This window comes from Thiorhodovibrio litoralis, from assembly GCF_033954455.1.
GTDB lineage: Bacteria > Pseudomonadota > Gammaproteobacteria > Chromatiales > Chromatiaceae > Thiorhodovibrio > Thiorhodovibrio litoralis.
The window spans coordinates 2761943-2777827 of record NZ_CP121473.1 but is presented as its reverse complement, the minus strand read 5'-3'; the positions used below and the strand labels follow the sequence as shown (position 1 = coordinate 2777827).

Sequence of the window (15885 nt, the reverse complement as noted above, 5' to 3'; positions counted from 1 at the left end):
GCGCCGAGTTCTTGGGTGGCTTTTCCCATCGCGAGGACGAGGCATGTGCGGTATAGCCGGTTTTCAGCTGCAGACGGGACGGCGCGCCGAACAGGAGGACATCAACCGGATGATGCGCGCCCTGGCCCACCGCGGGCCGGACGATCAGGGAGTCCATCTCGACGGCCCGCTGGCGCTGGCGCAAACGCGGCTGTCGATCATCGGTCTGGAGACCGGACATCAGCCGATGCTGTCTCCTGCTGACGGCTATGCGCTGGTCGCCAACGGCGAGGTTTACAACTACCTCGAGCTCAACGCCGCTTTGCGCCAACAAGGCCGTACAGCGCGCACGAGCTCGGACTCAGAAACCATTATGCATGCCTATGCAGTGCACGGCCTGGACATGCTCATCCAGCTGCGCGGCATGTATGCCTTCGCCCTGCATGATGCCAGACGCAAACGCCTGATTCTGGCCCGCGATCGCCTGGGCATCAAGCCTTTGTTTTATGTCCGGCTCGCTGATCGGATCGCCTTCGCCTCGGAGATCAAGGCGCTGCTGTCCATCATCCCGCAGGCGCCGGCGCTGGACGCGACTGCGCTGCGCCGCTTCCTGTTGCACCAGTTTAGCGCGGGCCGACGCACATGCGTGCGCGGCATCCAGCGCGTGCTGCCGGGCGAGGCGCTGGTGATCGATGAGAAGTGTCAGGTCGCGCATCACCGCTACTGGTCGCCGCTGGAGGTGGAGCCGCGAGAGCTGTCCGCCGAGGAGGCCACCGAAGAGCTCGACGCCATGATGACAGACGCCATGCGCGAGCACATGCGCTCGGATGTGCCCTTTGGTGTTTTTCTCTCCGGCGGCACGGATTCTGCCGTGCTCACCGCCATGCTCGACAAACTCGGGGCGCACGGACTCAAGACTTATTCGGTGGGCTTTCGTGACACCGAGATGAGCGACGAGATAGACGCGGCGCAACGCATCGCGTCCCACTTCGCGACCGAGCATCAGGTTCTGCGTCTGGACCGCGAGTCCCTGATCCGCCGCATTCCCCACAGCGTCTGGGCGGCCGACGAGTTAATGCGGGACTACGCCTGCCTGCCCACCTCCATCCTGGCGCAACAGGCCGGCGCTGAGCTCAAGGTGGTCTTCTCTGGCGAGGGCGGCGACGAGGTGTTCGCAGGCTATCGTCGCTACCGTCCCCCGCTGGCCGAACGCTGGCTCAAAGCCGCGCTGCACCCAGGCAGTGGCGGTTTTCGCACCCGCAGCCAGTGGAGCGGGCGCTGGGTGAGATCGCTGTTTGGCAGTGAGCTAAGGCAAGCCATGGGCGACCGCGAGCCCTTTCTGGATGCCTGGCAAGAAACACCCGCCGGCTGGAGCGATATGAAGCGCCGGCAGTACACGGACATCCTCACAGCCCTGCCAGATAACCTTCTGGTCAAGACCGACCGGATGCTGATGGCCTTTGGGCTTGAAGGGCGCGTCCCCTTCCTTGATCATCGTCTGGTTGAACTGGGTCTGTCGCTGCCCGACGGGCTCAAGGCAAGGGGCCGCGACGGAAAGTGGCTACTCAAGCGCTGGGCCGAGCCCCTGCTGCCCGCCGGTCATTTACAAAGCCCAAAGCGCGGGTTTCACGTTCCCATGGGTGACTGGCTCACAGGGGAGCTTGCCGAACAAATCGGTCACCGGCTGGTGGCCAATCGCAGCATCTGGGACTGGTTTGACACCAGCGCAATTCCTGCCCTGGTGGCCGCCCGCCAAGCTGGGCGCGGCGGCACGCGTGAGCTCTTTGGGCTCATGCAGATTGCCATCTGGCACCAGTTGTTCGTCGAGCAGCCAGGGAGCAAGCCATTGCCCGAGGACAATCTGCTCGACTGGATCAGCCCCTCACCATGACCGACGCAAGGCGCATCGCCTGTTTTTTCTCGACCTCCGGGCACAGCGGCGTTGATCGGCTGGCCAGGCATCTGGTTCCCGCCTTTGCCCGGCGCGGCTTCCGGGTCGACCTGCTCAAGGTCCGTCGCCACGGCCCCGACCTGGACCCACTGCCGCCGGGCGTTGAGATCATCGATCTCGGCTCACGACACACCTATGCCTGTTTGCCGGCGGTTGTCCGCTACCTGCGCCGCGCACGACCCGCTGTGATGCTATCCGACAAGGATCGGGTCAATCGCACCGCGCTGCTGGCGCGTTTTCTTGCCCGGGTGCCCACCCGCCTGGTGTTCAGGTCCGGCACCACCCTGTCGGTCGATCTGGCTTCCCGCGGCGCGCTCGAGCGCTGGATTCAGCGCAACTCGATCGGTCGGCTTTATCCTTTCGCTGACAAAGTCATCACCGTGAGCGAGGGCGCTGCCGAGGATATGGCGCGCTTCACCGGGTTGGCGCGAGAGCAGATTGCGGTTGTGCCTTCTCCGGTTGTCCCTGCCCGCTTGTTTCATGCGCAACTGGCGCAACCGGAGCACCCCTGGTTCGCAACGCGGGACATACCCCTTATTCTGAGCGCTGGCGAACTTTGCGGGCGCAAGGATTTTCCGACCCTGGTGCGCGCCTTCGCTTGTCTGCGCAAGGAGCGCCCCTGCCGCCTGATGATTCTTGGACGTGGCAGTGCGCGCGAGCCGCTGCTTGAGCTTGCCAGAACCTTGGGGGTGGCGGAAGACTTCGCGCTTCCCGGGTTCGTCCCCGATCCCTATGCATACATGGCCCACGCAAACTTGTTCGCCTTTAGCTCGCGTTGGGAGGGACTTGGCTTTGTTCTCATCGAGACACTGGCGCTCGGCACTCCGGTTGTTTCGACCGATTGCCCGAGCGGTCCCAGTGAGATCCTCGCACAGGGGCGCTTTGGCCCCCTGGTCCCCGTCGGGGACCATGCGGCGCTCGCTCAGGCCATGGCGGAAACCCTAGATCAGCCATTCCCGCGAGAGCACTTGCAAACCGCCGCTCGCCCGTTCGAGATCGAGGCAGCGACCGATGCTTACCTGCGCGAGCTAGGCCTGCCTCCGCGAGCTGACTGATGCCCAAAACCATCGCTTTCATCGATCCCGGGATGCGCTTGACACCTTACCTGTGTGCCGCACTCACAGAGCTCCCTGCCGACATTCGCCCGGTTTTTTTTGCGCTGCGACCAAAACCAAGGAGCATCTTGCGCCAGTGCGGCTATCCGCTGGCCCCCCAGCGCAGTCTCTGGGCAAGTCGCATCTGGCCGCATCGCATCTGGGCCAATGCATCGACACCCGAGGCAGAAAGCCGCCGAGCGGCGCCGGACATTGACATCGACCGCGAGGCACTTGTCGCCGGCTTGCGCTTGCCGAGTGATCGGGAAGCCGTGAGGAGCGCGAGCGCTGATTACCGCGCGCTGCTCGGCGCGTTGCAGGACTTTCTCGACCGAACAGCTCCTGATGGTCTGTTTTGCTGGAATGGCTCCGGACTCGCCGCAAGCCTCGCCGCGCAGATTGCCAGTCGCCAGGGTCTCCCTGTGGCCTATGGAGAGAATGGCTACCTACCCGGGACCATGCAAATCGATCCGCAGGGTGTCAACGCAGACTCCTCCTTTGGTCCGGCCCACACAAGTCTTGAACAGATACTGCCGCTTCAATGGTCCGAGAGCGAGAATGCAACCCTTGGTGGCGTGCTTCAGCATTATCGTGGCGACAAAGCCTTCACACCTGCGGCGCAGCGCCCACGCGAGCTGCGCGCCTCGCCCCTCGCCTACCTGGAGCAAGCGCTTATCGATTGGCGCACGCGTCAGCCGCGACCCCGCATCAACCGGCTGATCCCCAAGACGCCACCGCCACTGCCGGGTCGCTATGTGCTATTTCCGCTTCAGGTTCGCCAGGACAGCCAACTGACCGTGCATTCTCCGCTCTATGGCAACAGGCTCGATGAGATCATTGCGGGCTTGGTGGACGCACTTTCTCTGGTTGCCCCCGAGGTCCGGCTGGTTGTTAAATTACACCCGGCGGATCGACGCAAAACCGACTATGATCCTGTGATTCGCCGCTTTCAGGACGTTCTTTGGCTTGATGGGGGCGACATCAGAGCCTTGTTGCCCGCTGCCGAGGCGGTGGTGACCGTCAATTCGACGGTCGGCGTCGAAGCCATGATCTTCAACCGGCCGGTGGTAGTGCTTGGACGTGCGTTATACGGTTTTGAGGGCTTAGTGCATCTCGTGACAGCGCGTGATCAGCTGAGCGATGTGTTGCGCCGGGCACTCAAGTCCCCCCCTGATCCCGAGATCACTCGGCGGTATCTCGCTTTTCTTTATTTCGAGGCGTTATCACGGGCACACCCCAACGATTATTCCCATGCGTCCAAGCGTCATTTCTGTGAACGCCTGATCGAGACGCTTGGGATGGCGCATTGAGGTGGCGACTCCTTGATGATGAGACGCACCAGCCGAGGCTTACCTTTACGTTCAGGATCAGATGAACCGGATGTCTGCCACTCTGCCCTGCGGATGATCGAATAATCGCTGTGAAAATGCCATTCCGCACGATGATAAAAAAACCGCTTGAGACGCAATCGGATTCGGTTCCATCGCGTTTTGAGACCTTGTGGCCAATTGCTGCCGTAACCTTGCTGCTACTATTCTTTTCGATCGGCGAATTATTTCGCTTTTTCTTCGCAGCCTTAGCATTGGGCGGCCTTTTCATCCTCGTTCGCCAGCGCCCATCGCCAACCGAGAAGGGTTTCTTGTGGTTCAGCGCCGTTTTTGCCTGCCTGTGGCTGCCGATGCTGTTGTCCATTCCCGATAGCGAATCTTTGGGCGTATCAGCCGTGGCCGCGGCCCGTTACCTGATGTATTTACTGGCCGCTTACATTTGGATGCACGCCTATGCCCGCCATGAGGGGGCACGCGCGTTGCTCGGCGGGGCTTTTGCTGTCCTGCTGCTATGGACTGCGGACACCGTGTTTCAGCTCATTACTGGGGTCAACTTTTTTGGTCAGGCGCCCTTTGAGGGACAACGCATTACCGGCATGATGGGCACACGAGTCACTCTGGTGCTCGCTATCATGTCGCCGGTTTTCTTTCACGCCGTGCTGCGCTTTGGCTCCTGGAAGAGGCCGCTGGTGCTCCTACTCTTTCCCTACCTTCTCGTCATCCTCTACGGCGGTACCCGTGTCGCATGGGTGCTCCTATTGCTCTCCATTCTGTCCTATTCCGTCGTGCTCTGGGCCATGGGACTGCGCAAGGCGTTGCGCTGGGGGGCACTTTCACTCGCTGTAATGGCGGTCGTCGCATCGCTAGCGGTGGCGCAGACCGACTGGCTCAAAGAGCGGATTGTGCAGGTTGACGGTCTGTTCTCCGGTGATTATGCGCAAATCAATGTCGCGCTTAGCGATCGACTGCCACATTGGGTAGGGGCAATGCGCATGTACGAAGCTAACCCCATCAACGGAATTGGCGTCAAGAGTTATAAACACTCTTACCCGGATTACGCTCCCGAGGACGAGCTCACCCGCGGCCAGCCGCATCTGTTCCTGCTTGAGGTTGCTGCCGAAACCGGAACCATCGGTGTCATCGGTTTTGCAATCTTCCACTTGTTAGTCATCGGCATGGTCATTTGGCTGCTACGACGTCAAGCGTACGACGCGGTACCTTGGGGCATTGCATTAATTCTGGCGGCCTTCCCGCTGAGTGCCACGCTCGAGCTTTACGCGCACTTCATGTCAGCTTTTGTCTTTTACCTGGCGATGGTGTTTTTTGCCCTGGCGACAACGTCAGCGGATGGCAATGGAAGTCGTCTGCGGGAATTCCTGTAACGCTCCCGATGTCAGGCAACGTTCGATTGCCTGACAAAGCAACTGGTGACCGGCGGGTGTGTAATGCACACTGTCGTGGGCGAGAAAGAGCGCATCGAGTTGCGCAGCTTGGGCGAAGTCATCGTAGGGATCGCAGTAAGGCAAGCCTCTGGCGTCGAGAATGTCGCGCACCTGCTGGCGCGGGCTATCGAAGGTCTCCGGATCGCGCAGGTCATTCAACTCAGGGAAGAGGACAAAGGCCAGGGGCAGGGACTGCTCCTTGGCGAGTGCGCTAAAGTCATCAAGCCGCGCCGTGAAGCGGGAGCGATTGGCATCCTGCTTCCATGCGTCGACCACAGTGCGCATCCATTCCGTATGATATTCCTCACGCTCATTGGAATTGAGCAAGGCGTAACGCAGGCGGGTGTCGATCTCATCGAGGAAGCGCGCCGCATAGGTTCGCCCCAGCCGCTCCTGCACCCGGGCGATCCAGGTCGGTTTGTGAAGCTCCTCGGCATGGCGACGCATCCGCCGCGCCGGTCCCACGCCGTCCATTGGTGCGAAATCATTCAACGTAATGCCGAGCAACACCGCGTCCGGGTCCGCACCCAAGAAGTCCTCTTGCGCCAAGGTCAGGTAGTGCCCGAAGCTATAGGCATGAACACCCAGATTAAGGAAGCGCGCCTGCTGCCCAGCGGGCGATTCCATCTGGTTGAGGCACTCGGTAAAGCGTTCCTCCGCAGCGACCCCGGAGCCGAACACAACCGAGTCACCAAGCACGGCGACACGCACCCCTTCGTTAGGCAGCGGCGCGAAATCGCGATCGCGAAATCCTTGCGCATTGGTGCGAATCGGGATGTGTTGGTAAGCGCTGCCTTTGAAAAAGCCTGAGAAGTTGGGCTGATAGTGGTAGCCGAGCGTTGGATGAGGCTGCTCGAGCCCGGCGGGATAACCATAGCCGCTGACCGGTTTGCTGACATCCAGGCTGTAAAACAAGAAGCCCGCGAACTGCAGCAGAACGAACACAAAAATTAGCCACAGAACGACCAGCGAAGCGCGTCGCATTTTGCTCGACATCGGTTGTTCTCAAACCTCATAGTTGCGGCCGGTTGATTCTGAACTCGGCTCACTGCACCTGGCACCGCACTTTGTCCCTAGCGGGCTGCATGCTCGCATCAACCGAGCCGATCTTGGTTATACTGCCGTGTTTAACCCGCACCCGACGCTAAGAACCCCTGCACGCCACTCATGCCCGTCAATATTCTTGGTATTTCTGCATATTATCACGACAGTGCCGCTGCTCTGGTGCGGGATGGCATGGTGCTGGCCGCGGCGCAGCAGGAGCGCTTCTCGCGCAAGAAGCACGATGCCGCCTTCCCGAGCGATGCCGTCCGCTATTGCCTGGATGAAGCCGGCATCGCTCTCGCCGAACTTGACCAGGTGGTTTTCTACGACAAGCCCCTAGTGAAGTTCGAGCGCCTGCTCGAGACCTATCTCGCCTATGCTCCGCGCGGGCTGCGCTCCTTTATCACCGCGATGCCGGTATGGCTGAAGGAGAAGCTGTTTCTCAAGGACCTGCTCAAGCGCGAGTTGGCCGCGCTCGGGGACTGCACCCGAGAGCAACTGCCGCCGCTGCTGTTTACCGAGCACCATCAGGCGCATGCGGCTTCGGCCTTCTTTCCGAGCCCATTCGAGCACGCCGCGGTACTATGCCTGGACGGCGTCGGCGAGTGGGCCACCACCACGGTCTGGCTCGGCGAGAGCAACCGGCTGACGCCGCAGTGGGAGATCCGCTTCCCGCATTCGCTCGGGCTGCTGTATTCGGCCTTCACGTATTTTGCCGGCTTTAAGGTCAATTCCGGCGAGTATAAGTTGATGGGTCTCGCGCCCTATGGCCAGCCCCGTTATGCGGACTTGATCCGCGATCATCTGATCGACATCAAGGACGATGGCAGCTTTCGCATGGACATGCGCTATTTCAATTACGCCAACGGCTTGACCATGACCAACCGCCGCTTCGCGCGACTGTTCGGCGGCCCGCCGCGCAAGCCCGAGTCGCCGGTAACACAACGCGAGATGGACTTAGCCGCTTCTGTGCAGGTGGTGACTGAGGAGGTCGTGCTGCGTCTCGCCGACACCCTGCACAGGGAATTAAAAACAGACCAACTGTGCCTGGCTGGTGGCGTGGCGCTGAACTGTGTTGCCAATGGGCGACTGCAGCGCGAAGGACCCTTTGCGGCCATCTGGATTCAGCCCGCTGCGGGCGATGCCGGCGGCGCATTGGGCGCGGCGCTGGCGGTTTGGCATCAGTATCTGGATCAGCCGCGGGGGACGGACCGTCGCGATGTAGCCGATACTGGCGCTGTCCAAGACCGCATGCAGGGAGCCTATCTGGGGCCGCGCTTCAGCAATGCCGAGATCGAGGCCTTTTTGCGTGACTGCGACGCACCCTATGAACGCCTCGATGACGATGTTTTGATGCCACGCCTGGCAGCCCTGCTCGCCGACGGGAAAATCCTCGGCTGGTTTCAGGGACGCATGGAGTTCGGCCCGCGTGCGCTCGGCGGCCGCTCGATCATCGGCGATCCGCGCAACCCGACAATGCAGTCGGTGATGAATCTGAAAATCAAGTATCGCGAGTCCTTCCGCCCCTTTGCCCCGGCGGTGCTCGCCGAGAAGGTCGGCGAGTGGTTCGAGCATGACAGCGAAAGCCCCTACATGCTGATGGTCGCGCCGGTAACGGCCGATAAGCGCATTACCATGAGCGAGACCGAGCAGGCGCTGTTTGGTATCGACAAGCTCAAGATCGCGCGCTCGCAGGTGCCGGCCGTCACCCATGTCGACTATTCCGCGCGCATCCAGACGGTGCAGCGTGAGACCAACCCCAGGTTCCATCAGCTGATCGAAGCCTTTGCCGCGCGCACAGGCGTGCCCTTGCTGGTCAATACGTCTTTTAATGTGCGCGGTGAGCCAATTGTCGGCTCCCCGGCCGATGCCTATCGTTGCTTCATGCGCACCGAGATGGATTATCTGGTGCTGGAAAACTGCCTGCTCGCCAAGTCGCAACAGCCCGCACCCGCGCGCGATGATGCCTGGCAGCAGGAATTCGAACTGGACTGACGGGAGCCGTTACCATGCATTCGATTCCTGAGCTGGACGCGCGCGGTCTGCGCCAGTTTGCGCTGACCACCAGCGCCATCGTTGCCGTGCTCTTCGGGCTGATTCTGCCCTGGCTCATTGGTCACGGCTGGCCGCTGTGGCCCTGGATCATCGCCGCCGTGCTGTCCCTGTGGGGACTGATCGCACCGCGCAGTCTGCGGCCAGTCTATCGCGGCTGGATGCATTTCGGGCTGTTGCTCAACCGCATCACCTCACCGCTGATTCTTGGGCTGGTCTACTTCGTCATATTCGTCCCCGCAGGTTTGCTGATGCGCGTGTTCGCAAAGGACCCGATGCAGCGCCGCCGCGATCCGCGCGCGGCCAGCTACCGCTGTCCCAGCACACCCGCATCCATTGATTCTCTGGAGAAACCTTACTAATGCTCGACTTGCTTAAAGACCTGTGGGGCTTCATGCGCGAGCGCAAGAAGTACTGGCTGGCACCCATTATCATCGTCATGCTGCTGCTTGGCGCGCTCATCGTGCTTGCGCAAGGCTCGGCGGTAGCGCCTTTCATTTACACCCTGTTTTGATGCCACACCCAATCGACTAGGGATTCCGACCCGAAACTGAAAGCTAAGCTGTGATCAGTAACAGACAGCAACAGCGTCTGCTCGGCGCTCCGCTCTGGCTTTGGATCGCCTTCTTTGCCTTTGCGGATATTTTCCTGGCCTTTCCGCAACTCGATGTTGCTGTCTCGAGTGTTTTTTTTGACTCGAAAGCCGGCTTTTGGATCAATGGGCTCTGGTGGGAACGACTGCTGTATTACTCGCTCGACGTGGTGCTAGTGGCGGTGGTCATTGGCTTGATCGCCGCTTGGTGGCGCGGACGCAGGCGGGCAAGCAAGGGCCGCAGCCGACAGGGGCCAAGCGGGCGCCAGCTCGCATTGCTGATCGCGCTCCTAGTGCTGGTGCCAGGCTTATTAGTCAATCAAGGCTTAAAGGAGAACCTCGGGCGCGCACGGCCGATCAATCTGACCGATTTCGGCGGGAGCCAGATTTTCACGCCGGCCTTTATCCCCTCTCCCGAACAAGGCGGCTCTTTCAGTTCCGGGCACGCGGCCGCAGCATTTTTTATTGTCGTGGTCGCGGCCGAGCTTGCCTCGGCGCGCAGCATTTGGTTCGCGCTCGCACTCGGCTATGCCTTAGCCATTGGATTTATCCGCATCGCGAGCGGCGGGCATTTTCTCAGCGATGTGATCGCATCGGCTTTTTTTGTTTGGATTGGCTACTTTATGATCCGAGCCCAACGCCATCGCCGTCAACTTTAGACCACCCAGTTGCACGGAATATAAAATCTCGCCTTGCGCCGCTCAGGATTATGGCGACGGAAACTTCGCCCAGGGTGCACTTGTTCGATTGCCTGGGAAAGGCGTTGGATCAACCGCGTGGGCAGTTCCGAGCAACCGTTTGCCGACGCGTAAAGTAGTTACATGCCCGCCCGCAGTTTATTAAAGCCGCCGTTGTCTCGCGTGCCCTGCGTGAGCATTGTCCCGACGCGCTCGAAGTGCTCATCCATACCGGCCAGCATTTCGATGCCAACATGAGCGATGTTTTTTTTGATGAACTGGAGATCCCGCGCCCGGATCATCATCTCGGAATCGGCGCTGGCACCCATGGTCAGAATACCGGTCGGATGATCGAGGCTATCGAAACAGTCTTGATTGCGGAGCAGCCAGACTGGGTGTTGGTCTATGGCGATACCGACTCCACGCTCGCGGGTGCCCTGGCGGCGGTCAAACTCCATCTCCCGGTCGCCCATGTCGAGGCCGGCTTACGCTCCTTCAATCGGCGCATGCCCGAGGAAATCAACCGGGTGCTGACGGATCATGCCGCCGATCTGCTGTTCACGCCAACCGAAACTGCCGTGGCCAATCTGCGGGCTGAGGGGATTCCAGAGACCCGAATCCGACCCGTGGGCGATGTGATGTACGATGCGGCACTCTTCTATGCTGCCAAGGCCGAGCGCATCAGCACCATATTGGCCAGTCTTGGTCTGACATCGGGTGAATACATTTTGGCCACGGTTCATCGTGCTGAAAATACCGATAACCCGGATCGCCTGAGCGACGTCATGCGCGGGTTGATGCAGGAGGCAAAGATGCGCCCGGTCGTGCTGCCGCTGCATCCGCGCACTCGAGATGCACTGATACATGTTGCGCTTATGGACCAGATCGCGACCTCGCTCACCGTGACCGAGCCGCTCGGCTATCTGGACATGGTGATGCTGGAACGGCATGCGGCAGTCATTGCAACGGATTCCGGTGGGGTGCAAAAAGAGGCGTTTTTCTATCGGGTCCCCTGCGTGACCCTGCGGGAGGAGACTGAGTGGGTCGAGCTGGTGGAGGCTGGCGCAGCGGTGCTGGCAGGCGCCAAAACACAGGCAATCCAGACGGCAATTGAGCAGGTGTTGGCAGCATCGCCTGTTGGAGCCCCGCTCCTCTTTGGGGATGGCGATGCCGGTTGGAAAATCGCCAAGACGTTGGTTGACGGTCGACCATAACCGAAACAGACGGAAATATCTCAGCAGATGTGCGAGCTAGTGTTCAGCCCCGGGCATTGTGCCCTCTTTGCACCTGCGCTCTCTTTCACCGATGCCCTTGCAAATCCTGCCGCCGGATCCTAACCGGAAGGCTACCGATGGCATGATTGCCAAGTCCGTCAGTCGCCTCCACCCGCACCCTATAGGTTCCCGGCTTCGTGTAGACGTGCGAGCTCATGTTGTCTGTTGCCGTCACGATTGCCGACCCGTCCCCGAAGTCCCAGCGATATTGCATGGCGGTTGCTGCCGCTTGAGTATCGGCAGTCAGGACGGCCTCAAACATGGAAAGCCCGCTGGCATTTTCAGACGTGGTGTTTTGGAGGCTGACCGAAGGTTCGTCGAAAGCCCAGTCGAGCAGCAGCCCCAGCAGTTCCGCGCGGGTGGTGCCGTGGTCGCTGTTGACTCCTTCGAGCCCAAAGGCGGTATAGGCCGCACGGCCAAGCCAGGTTAGACCAGGCGATTCCAGGGTTGGCTGCTGCCGGCTGAGTTTGGCCACGATGCCCTCGGCAACGGTGTGATCGCCGGGATATCGCAGTAACGGGCTGGAAAGGCCGAATTGATCATCCATCGGACCCATTTCGGCGAGCTCATCGATAGACAGCTGATTGGCCGCCCCATCGCCACCGGCACCAAGATCGATGCTGATCCCGTGAAATCCCGCCGGCACGCCAAACACTGGAACAACCGGCAACTGCGGCAGGGCTTCGGCGGTCACGCTGTCCTGCAGCCTGTCACCGCCAAGCACATACCTGTAAAGGAAGGCTCCGTTCATGATGTAGGACAAATCCTGCCCCATGGCGATGATCGCGCCGCCGCTGCCCGCATACTCCGCCAGCCGGTCCATATCCTGCGTGGTCAGCGCTGAGGGCATCGCAAATGAACCGTCTGGAGAGGCGTTATCACCCGAAAAATAGATAATTGCCCGGTAGCCCCCGAGTTCGGCGGCGCTCGGCAGCGTGGTAAGACCACCGGCCGCCGCATCGACATCCAGCACCGCATAGTCATATCCGAGCGCGTCGAGAGCATCGGTATAATATGTCCGGTAGTCGCTGAAATCGTCCGGAAACATGCCGCTAAAATCGTTGTCGATAATCAGAATCTTCTCGGTTGGGAGCGGCATAACGCGGGCCCAAACCGGCATGTGAGCGCTGTGCCCCTGGTTACCGCTGAGCACCAGGTAGCCCTGATGGTCGCCCAAACCTCCAGACAATAACGAATTGAAGCTGACCGTTACCACGGCAGAGGCCAGCGGAGCGAGTGTGATCTCATCCGCACTCAGCGAGATACCGGGCATATCGGTGGCATTGTCGATTCCCTGTCCGGTAAACAGGCTCGAAACCCTGTAGGTCTCCTTGCGTGCTGAAATATTTCGCACTTTGATCTCCAGAGTTGCGGTGTCGCCGTCCCTTAGAAGACCGAAGCTCACACTGGGCGGATTGATGATGACGCCCGGATCGGCCGCAGCCGGCAGGTTGATGCGCCCGGCCCCGACATCGAGCGGCTGAGCGGCACTATCGTCCCAATTCAGAATGGAGCGATACTCTGCAGTGGTCATCAGAGCTGATTTGATGTAGCTGTTCGGCCACCGAGGGTACATCTGTCGCAGCAGCGCCGCGGCGCCAGCAACGAAGGGCGCCGCCATGGAGGTGCCCGAGATCTGCCCGAAGCCCAGGTGGCGGTCCTCGCCGGTAGCGCCGTCGGCATAGCCCTGGGAGAGAATGTTGACGCCCGGCGCGGCGATATCGGGTTTTAGTCGCGCACCTAGGCTCGGGCCGCGACTGCTGAAATCGATGGCCACATCTGGCGTATTGCCGATCTGACGCGCATTCATGTCGAGCGTGATCCCGAGATCATCCGGGCAGTTAACGGCCAGCGCTCCGAGCGCCTCCCCTGCCGGCAGCGAGATGAATATGGACGGAATGGTGACACTGCCAGCCGGACAGATTTCTGCATCGCAGGTCATGTCCTGAATGTCCTCTTCATCACCGGAATTATTGTAAATCACTGCAAGCTCCGCCCCGGCCGCCTGCGCATTGAGCACCTTTTCACCAAAGGCGCAGTCGCCGCGTCTGATCAGAACGGCAGCGCCCTGCATTGAGTGTTCTGGAAAAGGCGCGCAGCCATCGTCATTGCCATTGTCAACCGACGCGGCCGTCACGCGCGAATACGAGTATGCGATCCCCTGCTCGAGTTCGGGGCCGAACAATGCGGTAGCGAACCGCAAATCCTGCAGCACGGCGTCGACCGGGCAGTCGGTACCCACGTCGGCAAAGCCGGCAGAGTAGGTGCCATCGGTGGTCGTTGCACCCACGACCATATACTGATCGGACGGATGCTCGGTGGTGCCGCCTCCTGGACCGCTGTTACCAGCCGCCATCACCACAAATACTCCGGCCTCGGCCGCCCCGATCAACGCAGCATCAAGCGCATCGTCCTTGCCACCCAGCGACACGGGTCCGTCGCCCCAGGAGTTATTAACCACGTCGGCACCGTCAGCAACCACATCCTCGAGCGCAGCAATAAGCTCAACGGTGTAAAATTCCTCATTACTGTTCACCGACGGGTAACCTACCCGGTAACTCATGACCCAAGCTGCCGGCGCCACGCCGCTGATCGAAATAGTCTTCCCCAGATAATCCGCCTCGACCGGATTGCCAGCCATGATTCCGGCAGTGTGCACGCCATGCGAGCTACCGTTCTCACCGGGCCAAGGGTTTTCGTCGCCCACAGCGGGCGGGTCCCATGAACGGAAATAGGCCCGCGAGGAGATGATCTTGCCGTTGTTGTTTTCGGTATGGCCCAGCCCACCAGGCGGAAACAGCGGCGGATAGGCAAAACCGGTGCCGTCGAACATGGGCGCCTCATGGTGAATCCCAGCGTCCACGGATGCGACCTTGATGCCCTTACCTGCAAGAGACTGCGACCCGATAAGCGGGTGCCACCACAGTTCGTCTGCACCCACCAGCGGCACACCGGCATAGAGTGTTGGATAATACGCGTAATCGCGGTGGACCCGTTTCACACCCGGTAACATTGCAAGCTGCTTGCTAGCACTTTTTCTGTCTCTCGTTCCCGGATCAATCACCACGGCATTCAGCAGCAGCTGGAAGCGGCTCTCCCGGCTAAGGCCCTCCTCGTTTATATAGGTGTCGATACGAGCACCGGGCAGAACCCGTTTCAGCGCTGTGCGAAATTGCTGCTGTTCCTGCTCCACCTGCCTGAGATGCTCTCTAGAGCGGCTGGTATCGAGCCTTAGCCGCCCGGTCTCGGGGTCGTCAAGCCCCCGAAGCTTGCTCCAGAGTGCCAAGCCCGGCTGCTCAAGTTCCACGATCAGCCGGTGCGAAACAGCCGGAGCCTCAGCAGGGATAACGTCGGTTGCCAGGAACAGGCCGAGCATGCTGATGCCAACTCGCAGCAGTACGGTTGCCGTGGACAGCTTTTTTCGAGCAGGACGATAAGTCATAAGGATAGTCCTTTATAAATAGTCGCTTGCGGCTAAGAGCTGGCGAACATATCACGATAGTCAGACTTGCCGATGTGTGCCGGCCATCACGGCACACGCCGGGGCAATTATTGACGATCATTGGCAGCCGAGCACAGCCAACTGGAAAGATTACGCTCTTCTATTTATTATTGCCGATTGCTGTCAGCTTTTGTCTGCGGAAGGCTCAAATAGTAATGGTGGGCGAAGCGCGGACACCGGCGTGAAGCGGACTGATCGATCCCAATGATTCCTAACTTCTGGTTTTCTGTATGACCAACGACACCAATGTGACCTGGCACGAGCATCGTGTCTCCCGTGAGGATCGCGAGCGCCTGAATGGGCATCGCGGCTGTGTGCTCTGGTTTACCGGACTAAGCGGCTCCGGAAAGAGCACCCTGGCCAACGTACTCGACCACATGCTGAGTCAGCGCGGAGCGCGCACGGCGGTGCTCGATGGGGACAATGTTCGCCACTCATTGAACGCCGGGACTAGCATGCTGCGCGAGACGCACGGCGATGAATTCGCCGAGCGCTTCGGACTGGGTTTCACGGCGATCGATCGCGAAGAAAATATCCGCCGCATCGGAGCGGTGGCGCAGCTCTTTTGCGAGGCCGGACTCATCGCACTGACAGCCTTTATCAGTCCCTACCGCATCGACCGCGATCGGGTCAGAAAGAGCATGCGCGAGGAGGATTTCATCGAAGTCTTCGTCGATACATCGCTGGCGATCTGCGAAGCGCGCGACCCCAAAGGCCTGTACAAGAAAGCCCGCGCCGGCGAGATCAAGCATTTCACCGGGATCGACGACCCCTACGAGGCGCCAGAGGCGCCGGAATTGGTGATTCACGCCAACGGCGAGCGCACGCCCGAAGCGCTGGCAGGCGACGTGATTGACTACCTTGTTAGTCGCGCCATCCTGCCGGCTGCTGGCCCACAGCGCTAAAAGCCGGCGCCGGTTGCCCTCCTCCAACCTGGCCGCGGCATTGGT

Annotated in this window: 12 protein-coding genes; 10 read left to right on the top strand and 2 right to left on the bottom strand. The window is 60.4% G+C overall.

The genetic code is table 11. The features are described from left to right. Positions 1-43 precede the first annotated feature (43 nt). The 4 genes from asnB to Thiosp_RS12350 all read left to right on the top strand — a co-directional run bounded on the left by asnB (position 44) and on the right by Thiosp_RS12350 (position 5734). Entirely contained in the window at positions 44-1870 is a 1827-nt protein-coding gene (gene asnB, locus Thiosp_RS12365) for an asparagine synthase (glutamine-hydrolyzing) (RefSeq protein WP_201068257.1), read from the top strand. Continuing rightward, the gene (locus tag Thiosp_RS12360) at positions 1867-2985 is read left to right on the top strand and encodes a glycosyltransferase (protein ID WP_201068256.1); all 1119 of its coding nucleotides are present in this window, start codon (positions 1867-1869) and stop codon (positions 2983-2985) included. Before asnB ends, Thiosp_RS12360 begins: the two co-directional genes overlap by 4 nt. Next, entirely contained in the window at positions 2985-4334 is a 1350-nt protein-coding gene (locus tag Thiosp_RS12355) for a capsular polysaccharide export protein, LipB/KpsS family (protein WP_242518813.1), read from the top strand. Before Thiosp_RS12360 ends, Thiosp_RS12355 begins: the two co-directional genes overlap by 1 nt. 116 nt (positions 4335-4450) lie before the next feature. Continuing rightward, positions 4451-5734 carry an O-antigen ligase family protein gene (locus Thiosp_RS12350; protein ID WP_242518816.1) on the top strand — a complete coding sequence of 428 codons (1284 nt, stop codon included), beginning with the start codon at positions 4451-4453 and terminating at the stop codon, positions 5732-5734. Here Thiosp_RS12350 and Thiosp_RS12345 read toward each other — a convergent pair. Next, positions 5693-6790, bottom strand: a complete 1098-nt coding sequence (locus Thiosp_RS12345; RefSeq protein ID WP_201068254.1) for an SGNH/GDSL hydrolase family protein — start codon at positions 6788-6790, stop codon at positions 5693-5695. The two genes, Thiosp_RS12350 and Thiosp_RS12345, sit on opposite strands and share 42 nt — an antisense overlap. A 171-nt stretch (positions 6791-6961) precedes the next feature. On the opposite strand from Thiosp_RS12345, the gene Thiosp_RS12340 reads away from it, so the two are divergent. The 5 genes from Thiosp_RS12340 to wecB all read left to right on the top strand — a co-directional run bounded on the left by Thiosp_RS12340 (position 6962) and on the right by wecB (position 11373). Beyond that, on the top strand, positions 6962-8833 hold the full coding sequence (locus tag Thiosp_RS12340; RefSeq protein ID WP_201068253.1) for a carbamoyltransferase family protein: 1872 nt from the start codon (positions 6962-6964) through the stop codon (positions 8831-8833). Between the two features lie 14 nt (positions 8834-8847). Continuing rightward, positions 8848-9252: an SxtJ family membrane protein gene (locus Thiosp_RS12335; RefSeq protein ID WP_201068252.1), complete on the top strand. Its 405-nt coding sequence runs from the start codon at positions 8848-8850 to the stop codon at positions 9250-9252. After that, positions 9252-9404 carry a DUF5989 family protein gene (locus Thiosp_RS12330; RefSeq protein WP_201068251.1) on the top strand — a complete coding sequence of 51 codons (153 nt, stop codon included), beginning with the start codon at positions 9252-9254 and terminating at the stop codon, positions 9402-9404. Before Thiosp_RS12335 ends, Thiosp_RS12330 begins: the two co-directional genes overlap by 1 nt. Positions 9405-9454: 50 nt before the next feature. Then, positions 9455-10141, top strand: coding sequence for a phosphatase PAP2 family protein (locus tag Thiosp_RS12325; RefSeq protein ID WP_323696446.1), 687 nt, complete (start codon positions 9455-9457; stop codon positions 10139-10141). Between the two features lie 179 nt (positions 10142-10320). Continuing rightward, entirely contained in the window at positions 10321-11373 is a 1053-nt protein-coding gene (gene wecB, locus Thiosp_RS12320) for a non-hydrolyzing UDP-N-acetylglucosamine 2-epimerase (protein WP_201068267.1), read from the top strand. A gap of 85 nt (positions 11374-11458) precedes the next feature. Here wecB and Thiosp_RS12315 read toward each other — a convergent pair whose 3' ends face one another. Continuing rightward, a complete protein-coding gene (locus Thiosp_RS12315; protein WP_201068250.1) occupies positions 11459-14875 on the bottom strand; it encodes a S8 family serine peptidase in 3417 nt (1138 codons plus the stop codon). A gap of 290 nt (positions 14876-15165) precedes the next feature. Between Thiosp_RS12315 and cysC the strand changes: the two genes are divergently transcribed. After that, the gene (gene cysC / locus Thiosp_RS12310; protein WP_201068249.1) at positions 15166-15840 is read left to right on the top strand and encodes an adenylyl-sulfate kinase; all 675 of its coding nucleotides are present in this window, start codon (positions 15166-15168) and stop codon (positions 15838-15840) included. Positions 15841-15885: the final 45 nt, after the last annotated feature.

Bases quoted from the DNA above. Each gene is read 5' to 3' on its own strand.
- asnB (WP_201068257.1), top strand. From the start codon at position 44: ATGTGCGGTATAGCCGGTTTTCAGCTGCAGACGGGACGGCGCGCCGAA.
- Thiosp_RS12360 (WP_201068256.1), top strand. From the start codon at position 1,867: ATGACCGACGCAAGGCGCATCGCCTGTTTTTTCTCGACCTCCGGGCAC.
- Thiosp_RS12355 (WP_242518813.1), top strand. From the start codon at position 2,985: ATGCCCAAAACCATCGCTTTCATCGATCCCGGGATGCGCTTGACACCT.
- Thiosp_RS12350 (WP_242518816.1), top strand. From the start codon at position 4,451: ATGCCATTCCGCACGATGATAAAAAAACCGCTTGAGACGCAATCGGAT.
- Thiosp_RS12345 (WP_201068254.1), bottom strand. From the start codon at position 6,790: ATGTCGAGCAAAATGCGACGCGCTTCGCTGGTCGTTCTGTGGCTAATT.
- Thiosp_RS12340 (WP_201068253.1), top strand. From the start codon at position 6,962: ATGCCCGTCAATATTCTTGGTATTTCTGCATATTATCACGACAGTGCC.
- Thiosp_RS12335 (WP_201068252.1), top strand. From the start codon at position 8,848: ATGCATTCGATTCCTGAGCTGGACGCGCGCGGTCTGCGCCAGTTTGCG.
- Thiosp_RS12330 (WP_201068251.1), top strand. From the start codon at position 9,252: ATGCTCGACTTGCTTAAAGACCTGTGGGGCTTCATGCGCGAGCGCAAG.
- Thiosp_RS12315 (WP_201068250.1), bottom strand. From the start codon at position 14,875: ATGACTTATCGTCCTGCTCGAAAAAAGCTGTCCACGGCAACCGTACTG.
- cysC (WP_201068249.1), top strand. From the start codon at position 15,166: ATGACCAACGACACCAATGTGACCTGGCACGAGCATCGTGTCTCCCGT.